Genomic DNA, 21,832 nt, shown 5'->3' with positions numbered 1-21,832 from the left:
CTTCCGACCGCCAGCCACGACCAACGGGATGCGCTCACGCCCGAGTCAGTGCGGCAACCGTCTCCACAGACCCGGCAAAGTCCCCGACCGGATCGATGACAGTCGCTACGCTCTCCACTGCCCTCAGGTCCTGTTCGTCGGAGACATTCTCCAGGTCGATGAATGCCGCGAAGTCCTTACTAACCTCCGCCTTTTGCGCCACCATCGTCCGATAGGCGAACGCCTGGCCATTCGCCCCTAGACCGTGAGTCGGCAGCACGTCGAAGAGTACCGGCCTGTCGCCCGACAGGGCGTATCCGAACGAGACGCGAACATTCTTGTCATTGACATGCGCCTCAATAGGAACGTTCCTGTCCGGAGCCAAGCCGAGTTCACGGAAGACGTCATCCACCTGCTGACGCATGACCTCCGACGACCTCCGTTTTTTCGCCGCCGTCTGGACCAGCCGGGGGAAGTACTCGTCCGCCAGACGCTCAACGTCGTCACTGTCGAGGATGGTGAGGGCATGTTCCAGGTAGAAGTCCTGTGGCCGACGGCGATGCGCCCGGGCTATGTCCTCCCAGCGTCCGGACCGCGTCTTAGAACGGAAGTAGTCAACCCAGCTGATGTAGACATCCTTGCTGACACCCGGCAACGGTTTGCGCGCCGCGGTGCCGTCCAGGTCGATCCCGAGGAACCGTAGGGCAACACGAGAGCTCGGGTCGTGACCGGTCGTCGCGATGACGCCGACGTTACGCGGCTCGTTGGCGACGCGGTCGGCCAGGTGTTTCACGGTGTACAGCTCAGTCATTCAAAGTCGCCTCCCTCATCGGTGAGCAGGCCCTGCTTGCCGACGGCAGCTCCGGGCCGCCGTCGGACTATAGACCCAATCATGGCACGACGGTCAGACAAGAACTCGATGACAGCCTGACGCTCGGGTGCACGCAGCAGTCCGAGGTTATACAGGTGCCACACGGGCGACTCGATGGCCGACAACGCAAGGCCCGCTCGGATATGGGCGATGGCACGTTCCCTGGCTTCCGACGTCGCAGGCAGCTTCCCCCAGAAGCCCATCGGGTCGTAGTCATAACGACCCTTGGTACTCAGCAGCCCCGTCGCTCTGTTGCCCTTGATGTTGCCGAAAAGAGCCCCGTCATGATCAACGACCCAGGCGTGGCCATCGTTGTCGGCCAGGATGTTCTCCTCGTGACGGTCAGTGTTGTAAATCAGTGCATCAAAAGCCTCCATGAGGGCCCGCGTCTCCTCAGGGATGCTGAGCAACGCGGCCTCCTGCGGAGGCGGGAAGTGGTTTCCCGGCTCTCCGATCTCGGCGACAACCTATGCCGGTTCGCCGGCCGACGGGTCGAACCAGAGGTCACCGAGGGACGTGGGGATGCCCAGGGCAATCGCGATTCTGTTGGCGATGTACTCGTTGACGACAATGTTGGGGTTGTCTACCGTGTTGTGCTTGACCAAAACCTGCGCCCGTCCCCACTGCGAGTCGTTGGAACCCCCTGGATCATCCTCGTTGACCGGAATGAGGTCGGTGACCGTCATACCGGGGACGCGACTCAACGCCATGCGCACCGCCGCCCTCCCTTCCGGAACCTCATGACCTCGGCAGGGAAGCTCTTTGCCGAGCAACACGCCCTAGCCCGCGTCCGAGTTCCAACCTGTCCAGGAGCCTATCTCTACGCCACCATTTCTCGTAACCAAACGCCGCACTTGTCGCGAGCACAGCACCTGTTGACAGCACCATGCGGCTCCAAAGTGTGCCCGAGACCGCCTCCGACCCCGCAGCCGGTCCAGGGCACCGGCGGCTCCGGCTCCCCGGTGTTCGGGCACCCGCCCGGGCGGCACGGACGCGGACACGCCTCAGACCTCCGGGTGGCGGGCGCGCAGCACGTCCCGGTTCCGCCAGGCGCCGAGCACCGCGCCCGGCCCGGTGAAGGCGTCGAGGTCGGTGCGGTGTGCGAGCCCGGGTATGCGGTCGGGGATGAACTCGCGTCCCCGGCTGACCACTAGTCGCAGGTCGCGCAGGACGCCCAGCCCGGTGCGTGGATCACCGGCGACGGCGATCAGGTCGGCGTCGAAGTCGGGGGCGAGCACGCCGGTCACACCCGCCAGGCCGATGCCGGCGGCCGCCCGCGAGGTGGCGGCGAGCAGCACCTCCGTCCGGGGCAGACCGACGTACTCCAGCGCCTCCAGGCCACCGACGTAGCCGCGGTTCGGAACACCGGGGATGCCGGCGTCGTGCCCGGCGACGATCTTCACGCCGTGCTCCCACAGCATGCGGGCCGGTGGGGCGAAGGCGTCGTCGCGCTCAAGCATGCGGGGCAGCTCGGCAGTGATGGTGCAGTCCACGTAGACGCCGGCGGCGGCGATCTCGTCGGCCAGGCGCGGGTCGGGTTCGGAGCGGGCTGCGGGGCTGATGAAGGAGGCGTGGGCGAGGTAGTCGACGCCGGCGCGCACCGCCCGCTCGATGCCCTGGGTGCCGTGGGCGTGGGCTGCGGTCCACTTGCCCAGGCGGTGGGCGTCGGCGAACATGACGGTGAGTTCCTCCTGGCTGAACTGGGCCATCCAGGGCACCGAGCCGGAGGTGGTGAAGCCGCCGGTGGCCATCGCCTTGATGGTGTCGACGCCCCGCTTGTGGTGGAGCCGCACCTGGTGGCGGATGTCGTCCAGGCCGTCCACTTCACCCCCGGCGTGGTGGGCGTGGCCTGCGGTGACGGTGATCTGTGGCCCGGCGGCGGTGATGCGGGGCCCGCGCAGGTCGCCGTTGTCGATGGCGTCGCGCAGGGCGACGTCCACGTAGTGGCGGGCGCCCAGGCTCTGCGCGCTGGTGACGCCGAGGGACAGCAGCTCCCGGGCCGAGCGGGCGGCGTTCAGCGCGAGCCGGGCGACGTCATGCTCCCCGTAGTCGGGGTACTCCACGTCCGTGCCGGAGGTGGGCAGGTGGGCGTGCGTCTCGATGAGCCCGGGCATGAGGGTGGCGCCGGGCAGTTCGACGCGGCGCACCTGCGCGGGCGTGGTCCCGGCCGCTTCGGCCAGCTCACCGAGTCGGGCGGTCAGCTCGGCGGTGGGGCCGACGGCGCGGATACGGGCGCCGTCGATGAAGACGGCGCCGCCGGCGGGGTCGTCCTCACCGATGGCCTCGAGGCTGCCGACGGCGTCGCCGCGGCGTCCGGTCAGTACGCGGTCGGCGGTCAGCAGGGCCGGGCCGGTGCCGTCTAGTCGCTCCCCGCCGTCGGTGGGTGGGGTGATCCAGTCCGTCATGGAGCCTCCTGAGTGCCTGGGTGAATGGGGAGAGACGCAGCAGCGCTTAAAGCCGCGGCGGGACGACCAGCGTCCACCCTTGGGCAACCGTGAGGCCGGCAGCATTAATCCAACTCATGTGCCCTCTCCGAAGCTTCGTTCCAGGGCGCGCTCCACGACCCGCGGCGACGTTCTACGACCTTCGGGTACGTTCCACGACCACCCCAGGGTCGTGGAATGCACCCCAAGGTCGTGCAAAGCCCGGCCCTGCCACGATTCCATGGAGCTCGCTCCCAGCAACGCCCCCATGTTCACCGCTAGCATCACGCGTATGAGCGATTCGGAGGTCGGGGCGGCTCACCGCTTACTCGCCGGACTCGGCATCAGCGACGCCGCCGAGTCCCTGTACCTATCGCTGCTGGACGGCGAACTCCGCGCCGCAGACTCCGAGGACCCCGCTCTCTCAGAGCTCATTGAAGCGGACCTGGCCGCCGTAGCCGACGGGGTGGTGAACCCGCGCTCAGCTGCCCGCGCATTACGCGACCTAGAGCAGCGATACCGGGAGGACGCCCGCCGCGCCGAGACCGCCGCCCTGGAATTGGACCTGCTCGAGCAGGGCGGTCGGCACGCGGTGGAAACAACCCGGTCCCCGCAACGGGCCATCGCCATGTTCAACCAGCTCTTCGCCACCGCCCGCGGCGAGTTCCGGGGGATGGATCGCTCACCGTACCTGACCTCCGCGGGACAGCAGGCGAGCATGCAGCCGGAGTCGCTACGCCGCGGCGTACGACACCGTGCGCTGTACGAAATGGCCTCCTTGCACGATCCGAGTTACTTCAAGGTCGTCGCAAAATCCATCCACCAGGGCGAGGAGGCCCGCTTCGTCGACAAACTCCCCTTCCGCATGCTCCTCGCCGACGAGACGACGGCGCTCATTCTGCGTCAGGGGTCCGGCAACGAAATCGTTACCACCCGCATCACTGAACCTGAGCTGGTCGAGACCTTCGGCGACCTGTTCGAGCACCTGTGGCAGAGGGGCGTTCCAATGCCGCGCGTATCAGCCATCGAAAGCGCGCTGCTGCAGGATCGTGAGTTGGTGTGGATGCTGGCCTCCGGGATGACCGACGAGGCGATTGCGCGTCAGCTAGGAGTGAGCCTGCGGACAGTGGCCCGGCGAGTCGCCGAGCTGAATCATCTGCTGGGGGCGCAGAGCAGGTTTCAGCTGGGTATGCAGGCGGTACGACTGGGGTGGCTCCCGCAGACGGACGACGCCCCCGGCCAAGGGCAATCCGAGTGACGCACGCATGACATGGCAGCTCTTCGCCACTCGTCGCTAGCAAACGCGTTACTAATCCCGTGCTTCGATGAGTCCCGTATTCCATACCAGATCCCCCGATTCATCGAAGGGAAACACAATGAAGGCGTTACGCTCACTCGCCTGCGCCGCGGCCCTGGTGCTAGCTCTAGCTGTTCCGGGGTCCGCCGCCCTAGCCGATGTCAGCGACGACCCCTCCCAGCCTAAAGCCGCAGCCGCGGAAACCTGCGCCGGCTCCGTCACCTCCGTCGCCTGGCGGGACGGCACCCACGTAACCAACGGAACCTACGTCTCCGACGCCTCCGGCCTGGTGCGCGCCGACCTGACGTGGACCGCACCCGCCACCGCAAGCTCCGGGGACAGCTTCACGCTGACCCTGCCGGCCGAGTTGGAGAACCGCGGCCCCAGCAGCTTCGACCTGACGGCACCGGACGGCGTCGTCGTCGGACGCGCCACGTGGTCTGGCAAGACGCTCAACTTCGTCCTGTCCGAGTATGCCGACACCTACGGCGACATCACCGGCTCGGCCTGGGTGACCTTGGGCTGGGACCGCTCCCAGGTCGATGAGGCTGGCGGCGACTACACGCTGACCTTCACCTCCTGTGGTCAGAGCTTCCAGTTGCCCGGAACCTATGTGGGCCCCGGCCCTTCCGGTGTCGACCAGTCCAGCGGCAAGACCGGCGTGTACGACGCCGACATGAGCAGCTCTCGCTGGAGCATTTACGTCGGCACCACCGCGCAGGACGTTTACGAACCGCTGGTCGTTGAGGACGTCGGCGGTGAAGGGCTCACCATGACCTGCGACGGCGCGAAGATCTACGACCGCACGCCCTACCCGTACACGGAGGTCGTCTACGACAACGAGATCGACTCCAACCGCTGGTCCTGCACGGAGACCGCCGGCGGCGGCGTGCGCATCGTCTTCAGCCCCATGGCCGACGGGCGCTACCAGCCCGCTCACGAATCGCTCCAGATCGACCTGCGTGCCGCTGTCGGCCCGGAGGTCGCCGACCTGGACGAGCTGGTCAACACCGCCACGATCTCGGTGGCAGAGGATGGCGAGCCGGCCACGGTGGTTGGGCGCGTCGAGTTGCCCAACAGCGGCGGGACCGGATCCGGCCACCGGGCGTCCTTCACGATCGAGAAGGTCACGACCGGAACCGCGGCGCCGGCCGACGCCTCCTACCAGTTCTCCTACAAGTGCCTGTCCGCCGATTTCATTGACATGCCGGCGATTCAGGCGGGGCAGACCACGACGACGGTGACGACCAAGTCCTCCGCCACCTGCCAGATCGTCGAGAAGAACCTGCCCGAGGACGTGAGCGTCTCTTACGAGGTGGACGGGGCGACGGCGACGCCGATCGAGAACGGGGTGTCGCTGACATTCCCCATCGATGCGGCCGCGACGGTGAAGATCGTGGCGACCAACGCCTTCCCGGATGAGCCGATCGTCGAGCCGACCACTGAGCCCACCGTAGAACCGACCACCGAACCCACCGTGGAGCCGACCACCGAACCCACCGTGGAGCCGACAACCGAGCCCACCGTCGAACCCACCACCGAACCCACGGTCGAACCCACCGTGGAACCGACCACCGAGCCGACCACCGAACCCACCGTGGAACCGACCACCGAGCCCACGGTCGAACCCACCACCGAGCCCACGGTCGAACCCACCACCGAGCCCACGGTCGAACCCACCGTGGAACCGACCACCGAGCCGACCACCGAACCCACCGTGGAGCCGTCCAGCGAACCCACCGTGAAGCCGTCCAGCGAACCCACCGTGGAGCCGTCCAGCGAACCCACGGTCGAGCCGACCGCCGAACCCAGCGCCGGAACCACGCCCGGAGTGACGGCACCCTCACCCGGCCAGCCGTCCACCCCGGCCGCGAAGACGACCCCGCGTGCGAAGCTCGCCAAGACCGGCGCAGGGACCACGTCGCTTGCAATGGTCGCCGCGGTTCTCCTGTTCGCTGGAATCTCAGCCACGGTTGCGCGCAGGCGGGCCTGACCCGACAATCACACCCACGCAATCGACCTCGGCAGTCCTATACGGGACTGCCCGATGGCGGGCTCGGCTCCATTCGAAGCCGAGCCCGCCACGCATATATGCGCTTGAGCGACTTCTGCGCACCTGGACCAACCGGCACCTGCCTCATCCGCGCGAAAATGCTCAGGTGGAACGCCTACACCGCGACGTCCGGCGCCGCCGTATCCGATAATCGCTCCATGCCCACCTCGCCGATCATGCACACCGGCCCCGCCGAGCAACTGCTCACCGACCTCGTGGAACGTCTGGCCGCTCGCCTACACGGCGCCACGGCCGGGAGCACAGCCGACCACCCCGGCCGCCTCGACGGCGTCGACGACGGCGCCACGGCCCGCGACGGCGACGGCGACGGCCGCATCGTCGTCGGGCTGACCGGGGCGCCCGGGTCGGGCAAGTCCACGCTCATGGCAGCTCTGGAGGAGCGACTACGGGACCGTGGCCTGCTCGCGGGCATCGTGCCCATGGACGGGTTCCACATGTCCAACGCGGTCCTGGATGCGCTCGATCGCCACGGCCGCAAGGGCGCCCCGGACACCTTCGACGTCGCCGGCTACCTGTCGGTCCTCGACCGGGTGCGCGCCCCCGCCTGCGTGGACGTGTTGGCTCCGGTGTACCGGCGGGACCTGCACGAGCCGGTGGCGGCGGGGACGCTGGTACACGGGCCGGGCGTCGTGCTCACCGAGGGCAACTACCTGGCACTGGACTCCGGCGGCTGGGAGGACATCCGCGCCCGGATCGACCTGCTCGTTCTCATCGACGTTCCCGAGGCGGAACTGGTGCGTCGCCTGGTGGCCCGACACCAGAGCTTCGGCCGCAGTGCCGCCGACGCCGCGCACTGGGTCCGCACCGTGGACGTGCCCAACGCCCGCCTGGTGACGGCCTGCGCGCACCGCTGCGATGAGATCTGGCGACTGGAGCCCGCCGCAGCGGTGGACGCCTGAGCCGGCGCTGCCGCGCCTCAGCCATTCCCCAGACGCTCCCCCGTATGCGGTCGGCGCCTTGCCGCCCACTTGTGCGCCCGCATCGAGTCCACCCCCATCCGGGGTCAATAGCCTCGCCGCAGCGATGCCTGGAACGTCGGGCGTCCGCCGCAGAAGGAGGAGCATTCCAATGACCCACTTCAAGATGAAGGCGCTGCTGACCACGTCCGCACTGGTCGCGGTGACCGCCGCCGTCGGCACCGCCGCCTCCGACCCGGACGGCAAGTACTACAAGAAACTCAAGAAGCCGGACTGGAATCCACCGAATGCGGCTTTCCCAATCGCCTGGACCACGCTGTACACGGATATCGCCTTGACCACCGGGCTCACCCTGGCCGATCTGTGGGAGGCGGGGGAACTCACGGGCACCAGCAAGGAGGCCAAGCGCTTCCTGACGGCTCTGGTCGCGAACCTCGCACTCAACGGTGGCTGGAGTTGGGCCTTCTTCCGGGCCCAGCAACCGATGCTCTCGGCCGCCTGGGCCGGGGTGCTCGCCGCCAGCTCGGCGGATCTGACTCGCCGCGTCTCCAAGGTCAGCAAGATGCGCGGCATCGCCCTGGTGCCGTACCCGGCCTGGACCGCCTTCGCCACGGCCCTGTCCTGCGCCGTCTGGAAGCTGAACGACTGAGCCGCCGCGCCCCACGACGACGTCGAGCGGGGCTCCCGGGCGCCCGCGCGGGCCGGCCCGTCTCAGGTGTCTCGGCGCTTCCGCGCGGAGACGACCTCGACCCGGTCGACCCGGCGGCCGTCCATGGCCACCACCCGCAGGCGCAGACCGTCCCAGGCGACGACGTCGTCGGCGCGCGGCATCCGCCCCAGCTCGAGCATCATGAAGCCGCCGAGGGTGTCGAAGGGGCCGGCGGGCAGTTCGCGCCCCAGCGCCCGGGCCACCTCGGCACGGGTGGCCAGACCACCGATGACAACGGCGTCACCGCGGCGTACGACGGCGGGCTCCTCGCGGTCGTACTCGTCGGCTATCTGTCCGGCGAACTCCTCCACGAGGTCTTCCAGGGTGACGATCCCGTCCGTGCCCCCGTACTCGTCCACCACCAGGGCGATGTGGGCGCGGGCCGCGCGCATCTGGCTGAGCGCGGACACCATGGGCACGCTCGCCGGCAGCAGCAGGAGCTCTCGGGCCAGCGCGCCGACGGTCAGCGAATCGTCGGCGGGCGCGATCAGGTCCCGCAGGTGCACATAGCCGACGACGTCGTCGTCATCCCGGCCCCGGCGCACCGGGTAGCGGGAGTGCTCCAGCCCGGCCAGGGAGGCGCGCGCCTGCGCGACGGACAGGTTCGCACCGACGAACTCAACCTCGGTGCGCGGTGTCATCGCTTCCGCGACCGTCCGCTCACCCACCTCCAGCAGGTCCAGCACCATGCGCCGCTCCTCGGCTCCGAGACTCTCCTGGGCCTGCACCAGGGCGCGCAACTCCCCCAGTCCGACGGACTCCTCCCGCGCCGCCGGGTTGCAACCCAACCCCCGCAACAGGGCGTTCGTGGACACGCCCAGCAGCCAGATCACCGGCCGCAGCGCGGTGGTGATGGCCGCGAGCGGACGGGCCACCAGCAGCGCCACGGTCTGGGCCGACTGCATGGCAATCCGCTTGGGCACCAGCTCTCCTACCACCACCGACAGGTAGGCGATCAGCAGCGTGACGACGACGAATGCGATAGACGCGGCCGCCGCTCGTCCGACGCCTAATGCGCTCAGAGCGGGTGCCAATGCGGGCGCGATCTGCGCCGCCCCGAAGGAGGCGGAGAAGAAGCCGGCAATGGTCACACCCACCTGGACGGCGGAGAGGAACTGGTTGGAGTCGGCGGTGAGCCGCTTGACGGTCCTCCCGGCGCCGCCCCGCCCGGCCAACTCCTCGATCTGGGTGGGCCGCAGAGACACCAGCGCCATCTCGGCGGCGGAGAAGCAGGCGCCGAGGAGGATGAACAGTACTACCAGCAGGCAGTTGCGCAGCAATGGGTCCACGCTCGCAATTGTTGCGACGTCTGCTGCGGAGTATCTGCCGACTCCCCCAATGGCCGCCAATAGGTTGCTTGAATCGTTATGAGATACCGCCTCGACCCGGCGTTTTCTGATCGCACACATTAAAACACGTGACAGTAGCCTCAAACAGCTCTTAGTCGCGGCCAGGAAAACCATACGAGTTGCCTGAACGGGGCTCAAAACCCGGTGAGTTAGCGGGGTCGGAGCTGTTTACTTTCCTCGTCAACGATCCCCCAGCGGGATCACCAACCACTACCAGGCAGGAGTCAGCATCATGACCGCGCACAATTTCATTGTGGTGACCTTCGCGGAGTCCAGTAAGGCATATGAGGCGCTCAGCGACATCCGCCAGGCCGCGCAGGCGAACAGAATCGTCGTACCGGCGGCCATTATTGCCGAACGGGAGCCGGATGGGCACCTGCATTTGGCCGAGGGAGAGGACGCCCGCATCGGTGATGGCGCCTTCTCCGGCGGGCTCATCGGCATGGTCGTCGGCATTCTGGGCGGGCCGCTGGGAATGCTGTTGGGCTGGGGCGCCGGCGCCCTGGCGGGAGGCTTCGTCGACGTCGAACGGGTCAACCGTGCCGAGACCGCCATCGGGGAGTTCAGCTCGCGCCTGCCCGCGGGCACGACGGCGATCTTCGCGGAGGCCCGCGAGTACGCGCCCGAGGTGCTGGACGGGCTGGTCGCCCCGCTCGACGGCGTGGTGGTGCGGCGCCCCGCGGAGGAGGTACTGGCGGAGCTGGAGGCTGCGCAGGAGGCAGCCAGGGCCGCCCACCGCGAGGCGACGCGGGTGATGCGCGAGGAGCGGCGCCAGGAGCGCAGGGAGAACTGGGACGAGCGCATCGCACGCCTCAAGGAACGCTTCCACCGCAAGGGCTGAAGCCCGGCCGACGGCCGACTCACGCCCTGTGCCGCCCGCGGCGAGCGCGCCCCTGCTCTACCTTCCGAAGGGCAGGGGCGCCAGTCCGCGCACGCCCGGCGCGACGGCGAAGATCGACCCGGCGGCGGGCTCGACGTCGTCGGGCAGTTCCTCGCGGGAGGTGGTGATGAACAGGGTCGCGTAGTCGTCACCGCCGAAGGTGCAGGCGGTCACTCGCCGCACCGGGAGCTCGACGACGGCGTCCAGGGCGCCGTCGGGGGCGTAACGGTGCACGGCCGCACCACCGTTCAGAGCGACCCACACCCCGCCGTCGGCGTCCACACAGAGGCCGTCCGGGTGTCCGGCGGCGGGGTCGATAGACACGAAGGGGCGCGGGGCGGTCAGGCCACCGCGGTCGGCGTCGTCGGGCCGGTAGTCCATGGTGACGACGGTGCCGGTGGGCGTGTCCGTCCAGTAGGCGGTGCCGCCGTCGGGGGAGAAGCCGAGTCCGTTGCAAATGGTGGCGCCACCCCAGGCGCGGACGGGGGTGGCGCCCGGGCCGTCCCACCGGTACATGGTGGCGCCGCCGGGCGTCTTCGCATACGGCATGGTGCCGATCCAGAAGCGGCCGGCGGGGTCGCAGCCGCCCTCGTTGGTGCGCACGGCCGGGTCGGTGAACAGCGTGACCGCGGGGGCGAGGTCGGCCAGATCCTCGCGGCGGGACAGGGAGATCCCGTGCTCCGTGGCGACGATTGCGCCGCCTCCGACGCGGGGCCGGATCACCGAGGCGACGGCGGAGCCGACGGGTAGACGGCGGTGCCCGCCCGGGGCGGCCTCGTCCAGTTCGACGACGGCGCCGGCGAGCATGTCCACGAAGCGGAGTCGGCCGGTGGCCTCCCACCAGCAGGGTCCCTCGGCGTGATAGGCGATGGAGTCGGTGATGCGTTGCGCTCGCATGGGGTAAGGCTATGCGCGGACGACGGGCCTGTCGGCAGGGCGCGAGGCGGGGCATCAAGGCGTAAAGCGACGCACACGGGCAGCGCCGCCGTGCGAAGCGCGCGGCACGGGCTGCAAAAGCGCGCCGGCACTGAGCCACCGCGCGGGGCACGTCCACCGGTTGGACTGCGGCGTCGTCGGGGCGCGGCGGGGCCTACCGTGAAGGCGGACACCCACCCCGCATCTCGCCTTCCGAGGATCCCATGACTCCCTCTGCCAATGACGCCGGCACGCGGCCCGCGCCGCGCGCCACCGACCAGCTCGCCCCCCGCCGTGGAGGTGGAAACGAGGCCGACCGCGCAGCCGCCGAGCGCACCGAGGCCCGGCGCACCGCCGTCGAGGATGCGCGCCAGGAGCGCAGCGCCCGGATTGCGGTCGCCGTCTTCCCCCTGATTATGTTTGCGGCCTTCCTCGCGGCTTTCTTCCTCCCCGACACCTTCGTGCCGCTGTCCAACTACATGACGCCGCTGCTGGCAGTGACCATGCTGGGCATGGGCATGACCCTGTCGGTGCCGGACTTCACCATGATCGCCCGGCACCCGGTGCCGGTGGTGGTCGGCGTGCTCTCACAGTTCTCGGTCATGCCACTGGTGGGCTGGACCGTGGCGCACCTGGTCCCGCTGCCGGATGAACTCAAGGTGGGCATCATCCTCATCGGCTGCGTGCCGGGCGGCACGACGTCGAATGTGTGCAGTTTCCTGGCCAAGGGCAACACGGCCTTGAGCGTATCCATGACCGCACTGTCCACCATGCTCTCCCCCGTCGTCACCCCGCTGCTCACCCTGTGGCTGGCGGGTACTTACATGGAGGTACCCGCGGGGTCGATGGCGCTGTCCATTGTGCAGATCGTGCTGCTGCCGGTGGGGGCCGGGCTGATGCTGAACATGTTCGCCCACCGGCAGGTCGCGCGGGTTCAGCCGATCATGCCGTGGGTGTCGGTGATCGCCATCGCCGGGGTGGTGGCCGCGGTGGTCTCCCGCAGCCAGGCGCTGATCGCCACTGCCGGACTGCTGATGTTCGTTGCGATCGCCGTCGAGAACGCCATCGGCTATGGCCTGGGCTACGCGGTGGCACGGCTCATCGGGGTTTCCCGCCGTGACCGGCGCACCATCTCCATCGAGACCGGCCTGCAGAACGCCGGGCTCGGCTCCACGCTCGCCGCCACCTACCTCAGCGCCGCGGTGGCGGCGCCGTGCGCCGTGGCGACCTTCTGGCACACGATCACCGGTTCGGTGCTCGCCATGTACTGGCGCCTGCGCGGCTTCCCCGAGGGCGAGGACCCGCTGGCCACGGTCCGCCAGCTGCGCGCACAAGCCGCTGTCGGCGACTAGCCCCTGTGCCCTGAGAGACGTGCCAACGTCACCCGGCAACACGTGGGACGTCCCCGTCTCCCTCGTACGGTCGCACCCCGCTCCTGCTCGTGCCCGCCGACGCCACGGCACATGCTGCTGACGCGCTGCAATGCGGCCAAGCCCGAATGAATCGCATCACCGTAGTTGACCCAGGCGGCGTGCTGCACGACCGCGGCGGGAGATTCAACGACCTCCGTGACGTTTTACGACCTTGGGGTGCGTTTTACGACCACCCCAGGGTCGTGGAACGCACCCCAAGGTCGTATTTCGTATTGTGTGGGCCGGACCCATGCGCACTTTTCGGGCTCTTCCGGTTTGGGGGGTGTGGTGCGGGTGCTGGAGTCGGTGGTTGGCGTGGCCGGAGCACCCGCTGGGTGGTGCTGCGCGCGCTGGCGCGGTGGGTCCGCACACTTCAGGAGCGAGCGCCGGGGCCGAATCCGCGTGATTACGCGGATCAGGCTCCCGATCCGGGTGTCATGACGGTGCTCCAGTGTGCAACGCGGGCCCCGTTGCACACTGGAGTGATATCACCGGATTCTGCCCCAGAGGTAGATTCCGCGTATTTCCAAGGGAAACCGGGATTTGGGCGGGTGCGCCCAGACGGCCCTTGCGTGCAAACCCGCAGCTCCGGCTCGACCCGTCGGCCAACACGAAGCACCGGACCTTCACCCGCTGGCCGCCAGCGGGCAGCACATCTCATCGCCGGGCTCCGGCGCCGAGATCGGCCGCCGGAGAACGTCGGCAACGACGATGAAACCCCGAGACCAACCGGCATCGGGCCACCACCCAACCTACCTGGCGAGGCGCTTCCTGACTCGACACCCGCCCCTGGCCACGTGAGCGTCCGACCGACTCGCACGTCACAGCATGCAGGAGACGCAGCCCTCCACCTCGGTGCCGACGATTAGCCCTGCCGGGAAACTGACGCTGGCACCGTAGACGCTGACGAAGTAAGCTGGTGGTCGCTCAGGGCAATAGCCCTGCGAAGTGAACCCGGCAGCCTTCCGGACGGTGGGCGAGCCGGGTTTCGCGTATCAGCTTCCCAGATCAATGACGTCAAGCCTGACGTTAGACAAGGCGGCCCGCCACTGCCCGCCCCTGTTCCAGCACCAGCTGACAGCATCGGCCAGCCAGAGCAGAGGCTCTTCGTGATCATGCAGATGGTCGTAGGTTCCGTCCCAACCAGAGCCGAACGCTTCATGCAGCACGCGTCGATCAGACTGCATAACAGAGTCGTTCCGATCAAGCACGAGCTGTTGGCAAGCGCCATCACGCAACGCCTCAGCCAAGGCGCGTAAGCATCTTGGCCTCGCAATCCTCGGTTTCACCGAACTCCGGTACACCTCAACCTTGATGGGCATCGCCACGACGTCGTCGATTACCGCGCGGCGTACCTCATCACGCTCCTTGGTGAAGTGAATGGAGCGCTGTCCGGAGCGAAGATGATTCCGAAGTGTCTTTCGGATCCGATGCGCATCAGACGGTCGCAAGTACACCGCGGTAATCGAGTAGCCCCGGACCTCAGACTCGTCGACAAACACACGATAGGGACGCGACAGATCCCAACCGCCTTGGCTCACCGCCCTAAGTCCCTTAGCCACGCAGTGTCACAGCATGCAGGAGACGCAGCCCTCCACCTCGGTGCCGGTCAGCGCCGCCTGGCGCAGGCGGATGTAGTACAGCGACTTGATGCCCTTGCGCCAGGCGTAGATCTGCGCCTTGTTCACGTCGCGGGTGGTGGCGGTGTCCGGGAAGAACAGCGTCAGGCTCAGCCCCTGGTCCACGTGCTGGGTGGCGGCGGCATAGGTGTCGATGATCTTCTCGGGGCCGATCTCGTAGGCGTCCTCGTAGTACTCGAGGTTGTCGTTGGTCATATAGGGCGCCGGGTAGTAGACGCGCCCGATCTTGCCCTCCTTGCGGATCTCGATCTTGGCGACGATCGGGTGGATCGAGGAGGTGGAGTGGTTGATGTAGGAGATGGAGCCGGTGGGCGGCACCGCCTGGAGGTTGCGGTTGTAGATGCCGTCTCGCTTGATCTTCTCCGCCAGTTCCGCCCAGTCCGCACGCGTGGGCACGTGCACCGAGGACTTCGCGAATAGCTCGCGTACGTGCTCGGTGACCGGGACGAAGTCCTGGTTCAGGTACTTGTCGAAGAACTCACCGGACGCGTACTTGGAGTCCTCGAAGCCGACGAAGGTCTCCCCCCGCTCCACGGCCAGCTCGTGCGAGGCGGTCAGCGCCGCGAACAGCACGGAGGCGAAGTAGACGTTGGTGAAGTCCAGGCCCTCCTCGGAGCCGTAGTGGATGTGCTCGCGCGCCAGGTAGCCGTGCAGGTTCATCTGGCCCAGGCCGATCGCGTGGGACTCGTGGTTGCCGCGGTTGATCGACGGGACGGACTCCAGTTCGGTCTGGTCGGAGACGGCCGTCAGCCCGCGCACGGCGGTGCGGATGGAGCGCGCGAAGTCCGGGGAGTCCATGGTCTTGGCGATGTTCAGGGAGCCCAGGTTGCAGGAGATGTCCTTGCCGACGTGCGCGTAGGACAGGTCCTCGTTGAGCACGCTGGGCTCAGAGACCTGCAGGATCTCCGAGCACAGGTTCGACATGACCACCTTGCCCTTGATCGGGTTGGCCCGGTTGACCGTGTCCTCGAACATGACGTAGGGGTAGCCGGACTCGAACTGGATCTCCGCCAACGTCTGGAAGAACTGGCGGGCGTTGATCTTGTCCTTGCGAATGCGCTCGTCGGCCACCATTTCGCGGTACTTCTCGGTGACGTTGATATCCGCGAAGGGCAACCCGTAGACGCGCTCGACGTCGTAGGGGCTGAACAGGTACATGTCCTCGTTCGCCCGGGCCAGCTCGAAGGTGATGTCCGGGATGACGACGCCGAGCGAGAGGGTCTTGATGCGGATCTTCTCATCCGCATTCTCCCGCTTGGTGTCCAGGAACCGCATGATGTCCGGGTGGTGGGCGTGCAGGTAGACGGCGCCCGCGCCCTGGCGCGCACCCAGCTGGTTGGCGTAGGAGAAGGAGTCCTCCAGCAGCTTCATCACCGGAATGACGCCGCTGGACTGGTTCTCGATGCGCTTGATGGGGGCGCCCATCTCTCGCAGGTTGCTCAGCAGCAGGGCCACGCCGCCGCCGCGCTTGGACAGCTGCAGGGCGGAGTTGATGCCGCGGGAGATCGACTCCATGTTGTCCTCGATGCGCACCAGGAAGCAGGAGACGGGCTCGCCGCGCTGGGCCTTGCCCTCGTTGAGGAAGGTGGGGGTGGCCGGCTGGAAGCGGCCCGACATCATCTCGTCGATCAGGTCCAGCGCGAGCGACTCATCGCCGTCGCCCAGCGCCAGGGCGACCATGGTGACGCGGTCCTCGAAGCGCTCCAGGTAGCGCTTGCCGTCGAAGGTCTTGAGCGTGTAGGAGGTGTAGTACTTGAAGGCGCCCAGGAAGGTTTCGAAGCGGTAGTCGTAGGCGTAGGCGGCCTCGAAGGCGGACTTGACGAACTCGGGGCGGTAGCGGTCCAGCACCTCCTGCTCGTAGTAGCCCTCCCGCACCAGGTAGTCCAGCTTCTCCTCCAGCGACGGGAAGGTGACGGTGTTGTCGTTGACGTGCTGGAGGAAGTACTGGCGCGTGGCCTCGCGGTCGGCGTCGAACTGGATCATGCCGTTCGCGTCGTACAGGTTCAGCTTGGCGTTCAGGGCGTGGTAGTCGAGGTCCGGGGAGACCGTGGTCTTCGGTGCGGTGCTCGCGGGGGCCGTCAGCGTTTCTGCCAAAACTTGTCCAATCCTTCTTTGACGCGTTCGACGTCTGTAGGGGTGCCGAGCAGCTCATACCGGTACAGGAAGGGGACGTTGAGCTTGCTGGCGATGATGTCGCCGGCGATGCCGTAGGCCTCGCCGAAGTTGGTGTTGCCCGAGGCAATAACGCCGCGGCACAGCGACCGGTTGTGCGGGTCGTTGAGGAACTTGATGACCTGCTTGGGCACGGCGCCCTTGATGGCGCCACCGCCGTAGGTGGGCACGACGAGGATGTACTCCTCGTCAACGCTCAGCGGCTGATCCCCCGAGCGCAGCGGAATGCGTGCGCTGGGGTAGCCGAGCCGCTCGACGAAGCGGCGGGTGTTCTCCGAGGTGGAGGAGAAGTAGACCAGGAGGGGGCGGTCGTTCACGGACGCCTGCCCCCGCTCAGATGGCGGCGGCCTCGGCGGCGACGGAGGCGAGAGCCTTGATCTTGTCCGGGCGGAAGCCGGACCAGTGCTCACCGCCGGCCATGACCACGGGAGCCTGCGCGTAGCCGAGGGAGCGGACCTGGTCGAGCGCCTCGGCGTCCAGGGTGATGTCGACCGTCTCGTAGGACAGGCCGGCCTTGTCCAGGGCGCGGTAGGTCGCGGCGCACTGGACGCAGTTGGGCTTGGAGTAGACGGTGATCGCCATGTCAGTCACTTCCTGGCGTTAGGTGGATGGTCGGACGGTTGCGGTGCGTGCGGCCGATTCGGAACCCCACGAACGGGGACTTACCGGCACGTAATCACACGCATGTAGTTCTCGGGAGGGCAAGCGCCCCCTGCTGTTCAAAACACTACCCCTAGGGGTCGGAGCGCGCCACCACCCCAAGATGATGTGTCTGGCGTGTCGTTGTGCATAGAGTCCCTTCGGCCTGTGGACGGTGCGCCGATCGCTGTGGACGCCCTGTGGAGCCGGCACCGCCCGCCCGCATCGACAGTCCCGGAGTGGTCGGCACGACGCCGTCGCCCGACCACCCCGGATCGGCTTCGCCATGGTCTCGCGGGGGTCTGACATGAATTCCGACCGCTTACCCTCACCGTCTCCACAGGCCTACAGCCGCACCACCACTCCGCCGGTCCCCAGGCTGGGGACAAACTGGTGAAAAATGCCGCCCGAATCACCACGCCCCGGGCGTGTCGCACCGCCAATCACGCGAGCACTACCCGTTCCGTCGACCATGGCAACCGTGCTACGTTCCCATGAGGCGGCTCACAGGGGCCGGCCGCGCGGCAACAAGCCCGCCGTGGGGCAGCAAGAGGAGCATCGAGAGGACCGCGAAATGGACGCATCCGAGCGCCGACAGGCGATCCTGGACCGCCTGCAGGAGGCCGACACCCCGCTGGCTGCGGCATGGCTGGGCGAGCAACTCGGCGCCTCCCGGCAGATCGTCGTGGGTGACGTCGCCCTGCTGCGTGCCGCCGGCCACGCCATCCGCGCCACCAACCGCGGCTATGTCCTGGCCCGCCCCACTTCGCGGCCACGCCGCGTCTTCCACGTCCAGCACGGTCGCGACCAGGTGGCCGCCGAGCTGGCCGCGATCATCGACGCCGGCGGCACCGCTCTGGACACGATCATCGAGCACCGCCTGTACGGCCAGATCACGGTGGACCTGCTCATACACAACCACACCGAGCTGGACCTCTTTCTTGAGCGCATGACCGAGTCCTCCACCCTGTCCGAGCTGACCAACGGCTGGCACGCCCACACGGTTGAGGCCGACTCGGAGGCGCAGCTGAACACCATCGAGTCGCGACTGAGCGAACTCGGCATTCTGCGCTGACGCCCGCTGCCTCCGGAGGACGAATGTCCGAATCCGGCATGAACGATCGGCGGGGCCCCTGCCCTGCGGCAACGGATCGTTGAAATCGTGCGGTTCCACGAGGTCAGACCACACAGCACCCGGGACGTTTGTGCCGTTTTCGGAGCATCAGTTTCCCCACCTGTCGGCCCGGACCCGCACCGCGGTCCACGCGTAAGGGAGAGGCGGCTCACGCCACTTGTGTCATGACACCCGACGGGTCCCGACTATCCTTTTAGTGTCTTGACACCCAGCGTGGGCGCAGGCCGTCGCCCCCGTCGTCCATGGGAGGCTCCCATGTCCACATCCTCCAAGCCCAAGGCCCCCACCAACAACGCAGCCAACATCCCCGCCAAAGACGTCGCCTCCCCCGCCGAGCCGCACGGCCCGCTGGACCGGCTGCGCGCCTTCGGCAACCGGTTCTTCATCGAGGGCTTGACCGGTATGGCGCACGGCCTGTTCGCCACGCTGATCATCGGCACGATCCTCACCCAGCTCGGGGCCTTCATCCCCGGGACCGTCGGCGACTTCATTGTGTTGATGGGGCGGGTGGCCTCCTCGATCACCGGCGCCGGCATTGGCCTGGGTACCGCCCGCCGGCTGGGGGCCGACACCTTCGTCGTCATCTCCGCGGCCGCCGTCGGGCAGATCGGCGCCCAGGCCTCCGGCCTGCTGTCCGGCAGCGCCATACTGAACGACGACGTCGGCACCGCACTGCTGCTGCGCGGCCCGGGTGAGCCGCTGGGCGCCTTCGTGGCGGCCTGTGTGGCCGTCGAGGCCGGCCGCCTGGTCTCCGGCAGGACGCCGGTGGACATCCTGGTGACCCCGTTGACCACGATCCTCGTGGGCGGTGGCGTCGGACTGTTGGTCGGCCCGCCCATCTCCTCGGCGATGACGGCGCTGGGACAGCTGGTCAACTGGGGCACCGAGCGGCAGCCGCTGCTGATGGGCGTGATCGTCGCCGTCATCATGGGGATGGTGCTGACCCTGCCGATCTCCTCGGCGGCACTCGGCGTGATCCTGGGCCTGTCCGGCATCGCCGCAGGCGCCGCGACCATCGGCTGCACCACCCAGATGGTGGGCTTCGCCATCGCCTCCTTCCGGGAGAATCGCTGGTCCGGGCTGCTGGCGCAGGGCCTGGGCACCTCCATGCTGCAAATGCCGAACATCCTGCGCCGACCACTCATCTGGGTGCCGCCCACGCTGGCATCGGCGCTGCTCGGACCGGTGGCGACCGTTGTGCTGCACATGGAGTCCAACGCCGTCGGCTCGGGCATGGGCTCGGCGGGCCTGGTTGGTCAGATCATGACCTGGCAGACCATGAGCGGCGCCATGCCCACGGCGCAGTTGCTGGCCACGATCGTGCTATTCCAGTTCGCGGCCCCGGCACTGCTGACTCTGGCCATCAGCGAGTTCATGCGCGCCCGCGACTGGATCCGCCCCGGCGACATGGCACTGGCCAAGGCCTAGTGGGGGGATCTGGAAGGGGCCGCCGGCCGCATTCCACCGGACTCTTACACCTCGGCGCAGGAAGTCATCTGATGAACGGGATGCCGCGGAAGGGGACGACCTTGCCGCGGCTCGCCCTGACCCCGAAGGCGATACTGATGATGACGTGGAACAGGGAAATGATCAACCAGGTGACGTAAGGCATCGATGGTAGAAAACCGCTGAGGTCATCGGGCGGAAGCACGATCATCTCAACGAAAAAGCCACCCAGGAAGAGGATGGTGGCGAGCAAATAGTTCACTCCCCAGCTGGCCGCCGCAGTGCCGTTGGTGCGGGCAGGCTCAGGATCCCTGCGACAAGTAATGCCGACGGCGATCATTACAATCGCGGCAACAATCGACCCGAGACCAGGAATCAAGACGAATACGAACAGTCCCATGTACCAGGCGTGCGCACCGGTGGGCCGGGACCGCGCCTGCGGGTAGTACGGCTGGCCGTAGGGAGGGCGCGGCACTTGCTGCGGGGTTCCTGGCGGGACCGGGTACAGCGCCTGGTTCGCAGGGTATGCGCCGCCGGGTGGGGACTGAGCCGCGGCCGGTGGGTATGGCGCCGGAGCCTGGGGGTATTGCGGAGAGCGGGGATAGTCGGGGTAAGGGCTGCTCACCGGCTCTGCTTCATCCAGTCCGGAGTCGCCTTGGGGTCGCGCGGGAAGAGCTCTAGCTCTTGGGCGACGTCCTCGGGGGTGTAGGGCGGATTGAGGACGGGCTCGTGGTCGTAGTCGAAGTCGGAGATGAGCTGGTAGTCCTGTTTGTTCATGGTGAACACGCCCCTGGTCCAGGCGCCGCCGCCGGGGCGGGCCATGGCGATGCGCACCTTGACGGCGGGCTCGACGACCTCCCGGGGCACGATGTTGTCCTCCCAGCCCCCGCGGCGCATCAGCCCGGAGGAGCGCAGCGCACGGCTGCGCACGCCGGCGCGCGCACCGACGGCCTGCACCTCAATGGACATCTCCTCCACGTGGGCGGAGCGCATCCAGCGCGCACACGCGTCCGAGAGCGCCTCGACGGCCTGCATCTGCGCTTCGAAGGACCATTCAGTCATCGGTTCCCACCTCTACTCCTGCCAAGGCAAACTGCCATAGACGTTTACCAAAACGACACTACCGTGCGGCCCCGGGGGCAGCAGCCCTTTGTGGGGTCATTCACTTGTCTCGTTCACACCGCCCAGTCCCCCAGAACCGGCGGATTCAAGGCGCCGTTGCCATCGTATTGCATCCCGGCCCTGGCCGGCGCCCCGCAGACCCGGGCCGTCCACTACCCTGTGAGGGTGAGCACCTCCGCCGACCCCTACGCCGAGTACCGACGCCGCCTCAAGCACCGGCAGACGATCGTGATCGGCGGTGTGCTGGCGGTGATGGCTGTGCTGACCGTCGTATGTCTCATGATCTGGAGCGGCTTGCTGCCGGCCATCTACGATCCGGGCTTCTCCACCGCCGAAGATGACACCGAATCCTTGGTGCAGCCCTGCCCGCCCACGGACGCCACCACCGTGGACATCACCTCGATCCCGGTCAACGTCTACAACGGCACCGACACCACCGGCCTGGCCGGCGGCGTCGCAGACACCCTGGGAGACGCCGGCCTGACCGTGAACAGCACGGCCGACTGGCCCATGGGCGATTACTCCGGCGAGGTGCAGCTGACCACCTCCCCCGCCGGCCTGACCAACGCCTACACGCTCAGGCAGGCATTCACCGGCACCGTGATCGTGCAGATCGATGAGACGCAGGAGGCCACCGACCCCACCGTCAGCGTGGTGCTGGGCGACCAGTACTCCACCGGCATTCTGTCCGCGGAGGAGATCGGCCAGCTCAAATCCGGGGAGACCATCTCCGCCCCCGCCGGCTGCGTCGCCGCCACCACCGCCCCCGAGGAGACGGCGGCCGCCGAAGAAGGCTGACGACCAAGACGGCCTGGGGCCGGGTGCGGGTCAGGCACGCCCGACGGTGAGGCG

Annotated in this window: 21 protein-coding genes; 9 read left to right on the top strand and 12 right to left on the bottom strand. The window is 67.8% G+C overall.

The annotated features are described in order from the left end of the window. Positions 1 to 34: 34 nt before the first annotated feature. From ACGLYG10_RS06965 to ACGLYG10_RS06950, 4 genes are all read right to left on the bottom strand, one after another. Positions 35 to 790: a hypothetical protein gene (locus tag ACGLYG10_RS06965; RefSeq protein ID WP_073329664.1), complete on the bottom strand. Its 756-nt coding sequence runs from the start codon at positions 788 to 790 to the stop codon at positions 35 to 37. Beyond that, entirely contained in the window at positions 787 to 1,227 is a 441-nt protein-coding gene (locus ACGLYG10_RS06960) for a hypothetical protein (protein ID WP_139240889.1), read from the bottom strand. Before ACGLYG10_RS06960 ends, ACGLYG10_RS06965 begins: the two co-directional genes overlap by 4 nt. Positions 1,228 to 1,317: 90 nt before the next feature. Then, entirely contained in the window at positions 1,318 to 1,536 is a 219-nt protein-coding gene (locus ACGLYG10_RS06955; protein WP_073329658.1) for a hypothetical protein, read from the bottom strand. 318 nt (positions 1,537 to 1,854) lie between these two features. Further along, positions 1,855 to 3,255 carry an amidohydrolase family protein gene (locus ACGLYG10_RS06950; RefSeq protein ID WP_073329655.1) on the bottom strand — a complete coding sequence of 467 codons (1,401 nt, stop codon included), beginning with the start codon at positions 3,253 to 3,255 and terminating at the stop codon, positions 1,855 to 1,857. Positions 3,256 to 3,565: 310 nt separating this feature from the next. Between ACGLYG10_RS06950 and ACGLYG10_RS06945 the strand changes: the two genes are divergently transcribed. The 4 genes from ACGLYG10_RS06945 to ACGLYG10_RS06930 all read left to right on the top strand — a co-directional run bounded on the left by ACGLYG10_RS06945 (position 3,566) and on the right by ACGLYG10_RS06930 (position 8,210). Further along, entirely contained in the window at positions 3,566 to 4,531 is a 966-nt protein-coding gene (locus tag ACGLYG10_RS06945; RefSeq protein WP_170866478.1) for a helix-turn-helix transcriptional regulator, read from the top strand. Between the two features lie 118 nt (positions 4,532 to 4,649). Then, entirely contained in the window at positions 4,650 to 6,563 is a 1,914-nt protein-coding gene (locus ACGLYG10_RS16195; protein ID WP_073329649.1) for an Ig-like domain-containing protein, read from the top strand. 218 nt (positions 6,564 to 6,781) lie between these two features. Then, on the top strand, positions 6,782 to 7,543 hold the full coding sequence (locus tag ACGLYG10_RS06935) for a nucleoside/nucleotide kinase family protein (protein WP_244542611.1): 762 nt from the start codon (positions 6,782 to 6,784) through the stop codon (positions 7,541 to 7,543). Positions 7,544 to 7,712: 169 nt separating this feature from the next. Next, positions 7,713 to 8,210: a TspO/MBR family protein gene (locus ACGLYG10_RS06930; protein WP_073329646.1), complete on the top strand. Its 498-nt coding sequence runs from the start codon at positions 7,713 to 7,715 to the stop codon at positions 8,208 to 8,210. Between the two features lie 62 nt (positions 8,211 to 8,272). On the opposite strand, the gene ACGLYG10_RS06925 is transcribed toward ACGLYG10_RS06930, so the two are convergent. Next, positions 8,273 to 9,559 carry a hemolysin family protein gene (locus tag ACGLYG10_RS06925; RefSeq protein WP_073329643.1) on the bottom strand — a complete coding sequence of 429 codons (1,287 nt, stop codon included), beginning with the start codon at positions 9,557 to 9,559 and terminating at the stop codon, positions 8,273 to 8,275. 292 nt (positions 9,560 to 9,851) lie between these two features. Between ACGLYG10_RS06925 and ACGLYG10_RS06920 the strand changes: the two genes are divergently transcribed. Next, positions 9,852 to 10,460: a DUF1269 domain-containing protein gene (locus tag ACGLYG10_RS06920; protein WP_073329640.1), complete on the top strand. Its 609-nt coding sequence runs from the start codon at positions 9,852 to 9,854 to the stop codon at positions 10,458 to 10,460. A 57-nt stretch (positions 10,461 to 10,517) separates the two neighbouring features. Here the strand turns inward: ACGLYG10_RS06920 and ACGLYG10_RS06915 are convergent, their stop codons facing one another. Next, positions 10,518 to 11,396, bottom strand: a complete 879-nt coding sequence (locus ACGLYG10_RS06915; RefSeq protein ID WP_073329570.1) for an SMP-30/gluconolactonase/LRE family protein — start codon at positions 11,394 to 11,396, stop codon at positions 10,518 to 10,520. A gap of 242 nt (positions 11,397 to 11,638) precedes the next feature. Between ACGLYG10_RS06915 and ACGLYG10_RS06910 the strand changes: the two genes are divergently transcribed. Continuing rightward, positions 11,639 to 12,766, top strand: a complete 1,128-nt coding sequence (locus ACGLYG10_RS06910) for a bile acid:sodium symporter family protein (RefSeq protein WP_083565708.1) — start codon at positions 11,639 to 11,641, stop codon at positions 12,764 to 12,766. Between the two features lie 1,055 nt (positions 12,767 to 13,821). Here the strand turns inward: ACGLYG10_RS06910 and ACGLYG10_RS16620 are convergent. The 4 genes from ACGLYG10_RS16620 to nrdH are packed head-to-tail and all read right to left on the bottom strand — an operon-like array spanning position 13,822 to position 17,220. Then, complete coding sequence (locus tag ACGLYG10_RS16620) at positions 13,822 to 14,367, bottom strand: hypothetical protein (protein WP_139240887.1); 546 nt, start codon at positions 14,365 to 14,367, stop codon at positions 13,822 to 13,824. Between the two features lie 27 nt (positions 14,368 to 14,394). Further along, entirely contained in the window at positions 14,395 to 16,560 is a 2,166-nt protein-coding gene (gene nrdE, locus ACGLYG10_RS06900) for a class 1b ribonucleoside-diphosphate reductase subunit alpha (RefSeq protein ID WP_073329564.1), read from the bottom strand. Further along, the gene (gene nrdI / locus ACGLYG10_RS06895; RefSeq protein ID WP_073329561.1) at positions 16,545 to 16,955 is read right to left on the bottom strand and encodes a class Ib ribonucleoside-diphosphate reductase assembly flavoprotein NrdI; all 411 of its coding nucleotides are present in this window, start codon (positions 16,953 to 16,955) and stop codon (positions 16,545 to 16,547) included. Before nrdI ends, nrdE begins: the two co-directional genes overlap by 16 nt. A gap of 16 nt (positions 16,956 to 16,971) precedes the next feature. Beyond that, positions 16,972 to 17,220: a glutaredoxin-like protein NrdH gene (gene nrdH / locus ACGLYG10_RS06890; protein WP_073329558.1), complete on the bottom strand. Its 249-nt coding sequence runs from the start codon at positions 17,218 to 17,220 to the stop codon at positions 16,972 to 16,974. Between the two features lie 631 nt (positions 17,221 to 17,851). On the opposite strand from nrdH, the gene ACGLYG10_RS06885 reads away from it, so the two are divergent. Both ACGLYG10_RS06885 and ACGLYG10_RS06880 read left to right on the top strand, forming a co-directional pair. Continuing rightward, on the top strand, positions 17,852 to 18,352 hold the full coding sequence (locus ACGLYG10_RS06885) for a transcription repressor NadR (protein ID WP_073329555.1): 501 nt from the start codon (positions 17,852 to 17,854) through the stop codon (positions 18,350 to 18,352). 315 nt (positions 18,353 to 18,667) lie between these two features. Then, positions 18,668 to 19,840, top strand: a complete 1,173-nt coding sequence (locus tag ACGLYG10_RS06880) for a PTS sugar transporter subunit IIC (protein ID WP_083565707.1) — start codon at positions 18,668 to 18,670, stop codon at positions 19,838 to 19,840. Positions 19,841 to 19,904: 64 nt separating this feature from the next. On the opposite strand, the gene ACGLYG10_RS06875 is transcribed toward ACGLYG10_RS06880, so the two are convergent. Next, the gene (locus ACGLYG10_RS06875; protein WP_139240886.1) at positions 19,905 to 20,258 is read right to left on the bottom strand and encodes a hypothetical protein; all 354 of its coding nucleotides are present in this window, start codon (positions 20,256 to 20,258) and stop codon (positions 19,905 to 19,907) included. 221 nt (positions 20,259 to 20,479) lie between these two features. Next, positions 20,480 to 20,920, bottom strand: a complete 441-nt coding sequence (locus ACGLYG10_RS06870) for a hypothetical protein (RefSeq protein WP_073329550.1) — start codon at positions 20,918 to 20,920, stop codon at positions 20,480 to 20,482. A 225-nt stretch (positions 20,921 to 21,145) separates the two neighbouring features. Between ACGLYG10_RS06870 and ACGLYG10_RS06865 the strand changes: the two genes are divergently transcribed. Beyond that, positions 21,146 to 21,778, top strand: a complete 633-nt coding sequence (locus ACGLYG10_RS06865; protein ID WP_073329548.1) for a LytR C-terminal domain-containing protein — start codon at positions 21,146 to 21,148, stop codon at positions 21,776 to 21,778. Positions 21,779 to 21,832: the final 54 nt, after the last annotated feature.

It is taken from the genome of Actinomyces glycerinitolerans, assembly GCF_900098745.1.
GTDB classification, from domain to species: Bacteria; Actinomycetota; Actinomycetes; order Actinomycetales; family Actinomycetaceae; genus Actinomyces; species Actinomyces glycerinitolerans.
This window is presented reverse-complemented; position numbering and strand designations above follow the sequence as displayed.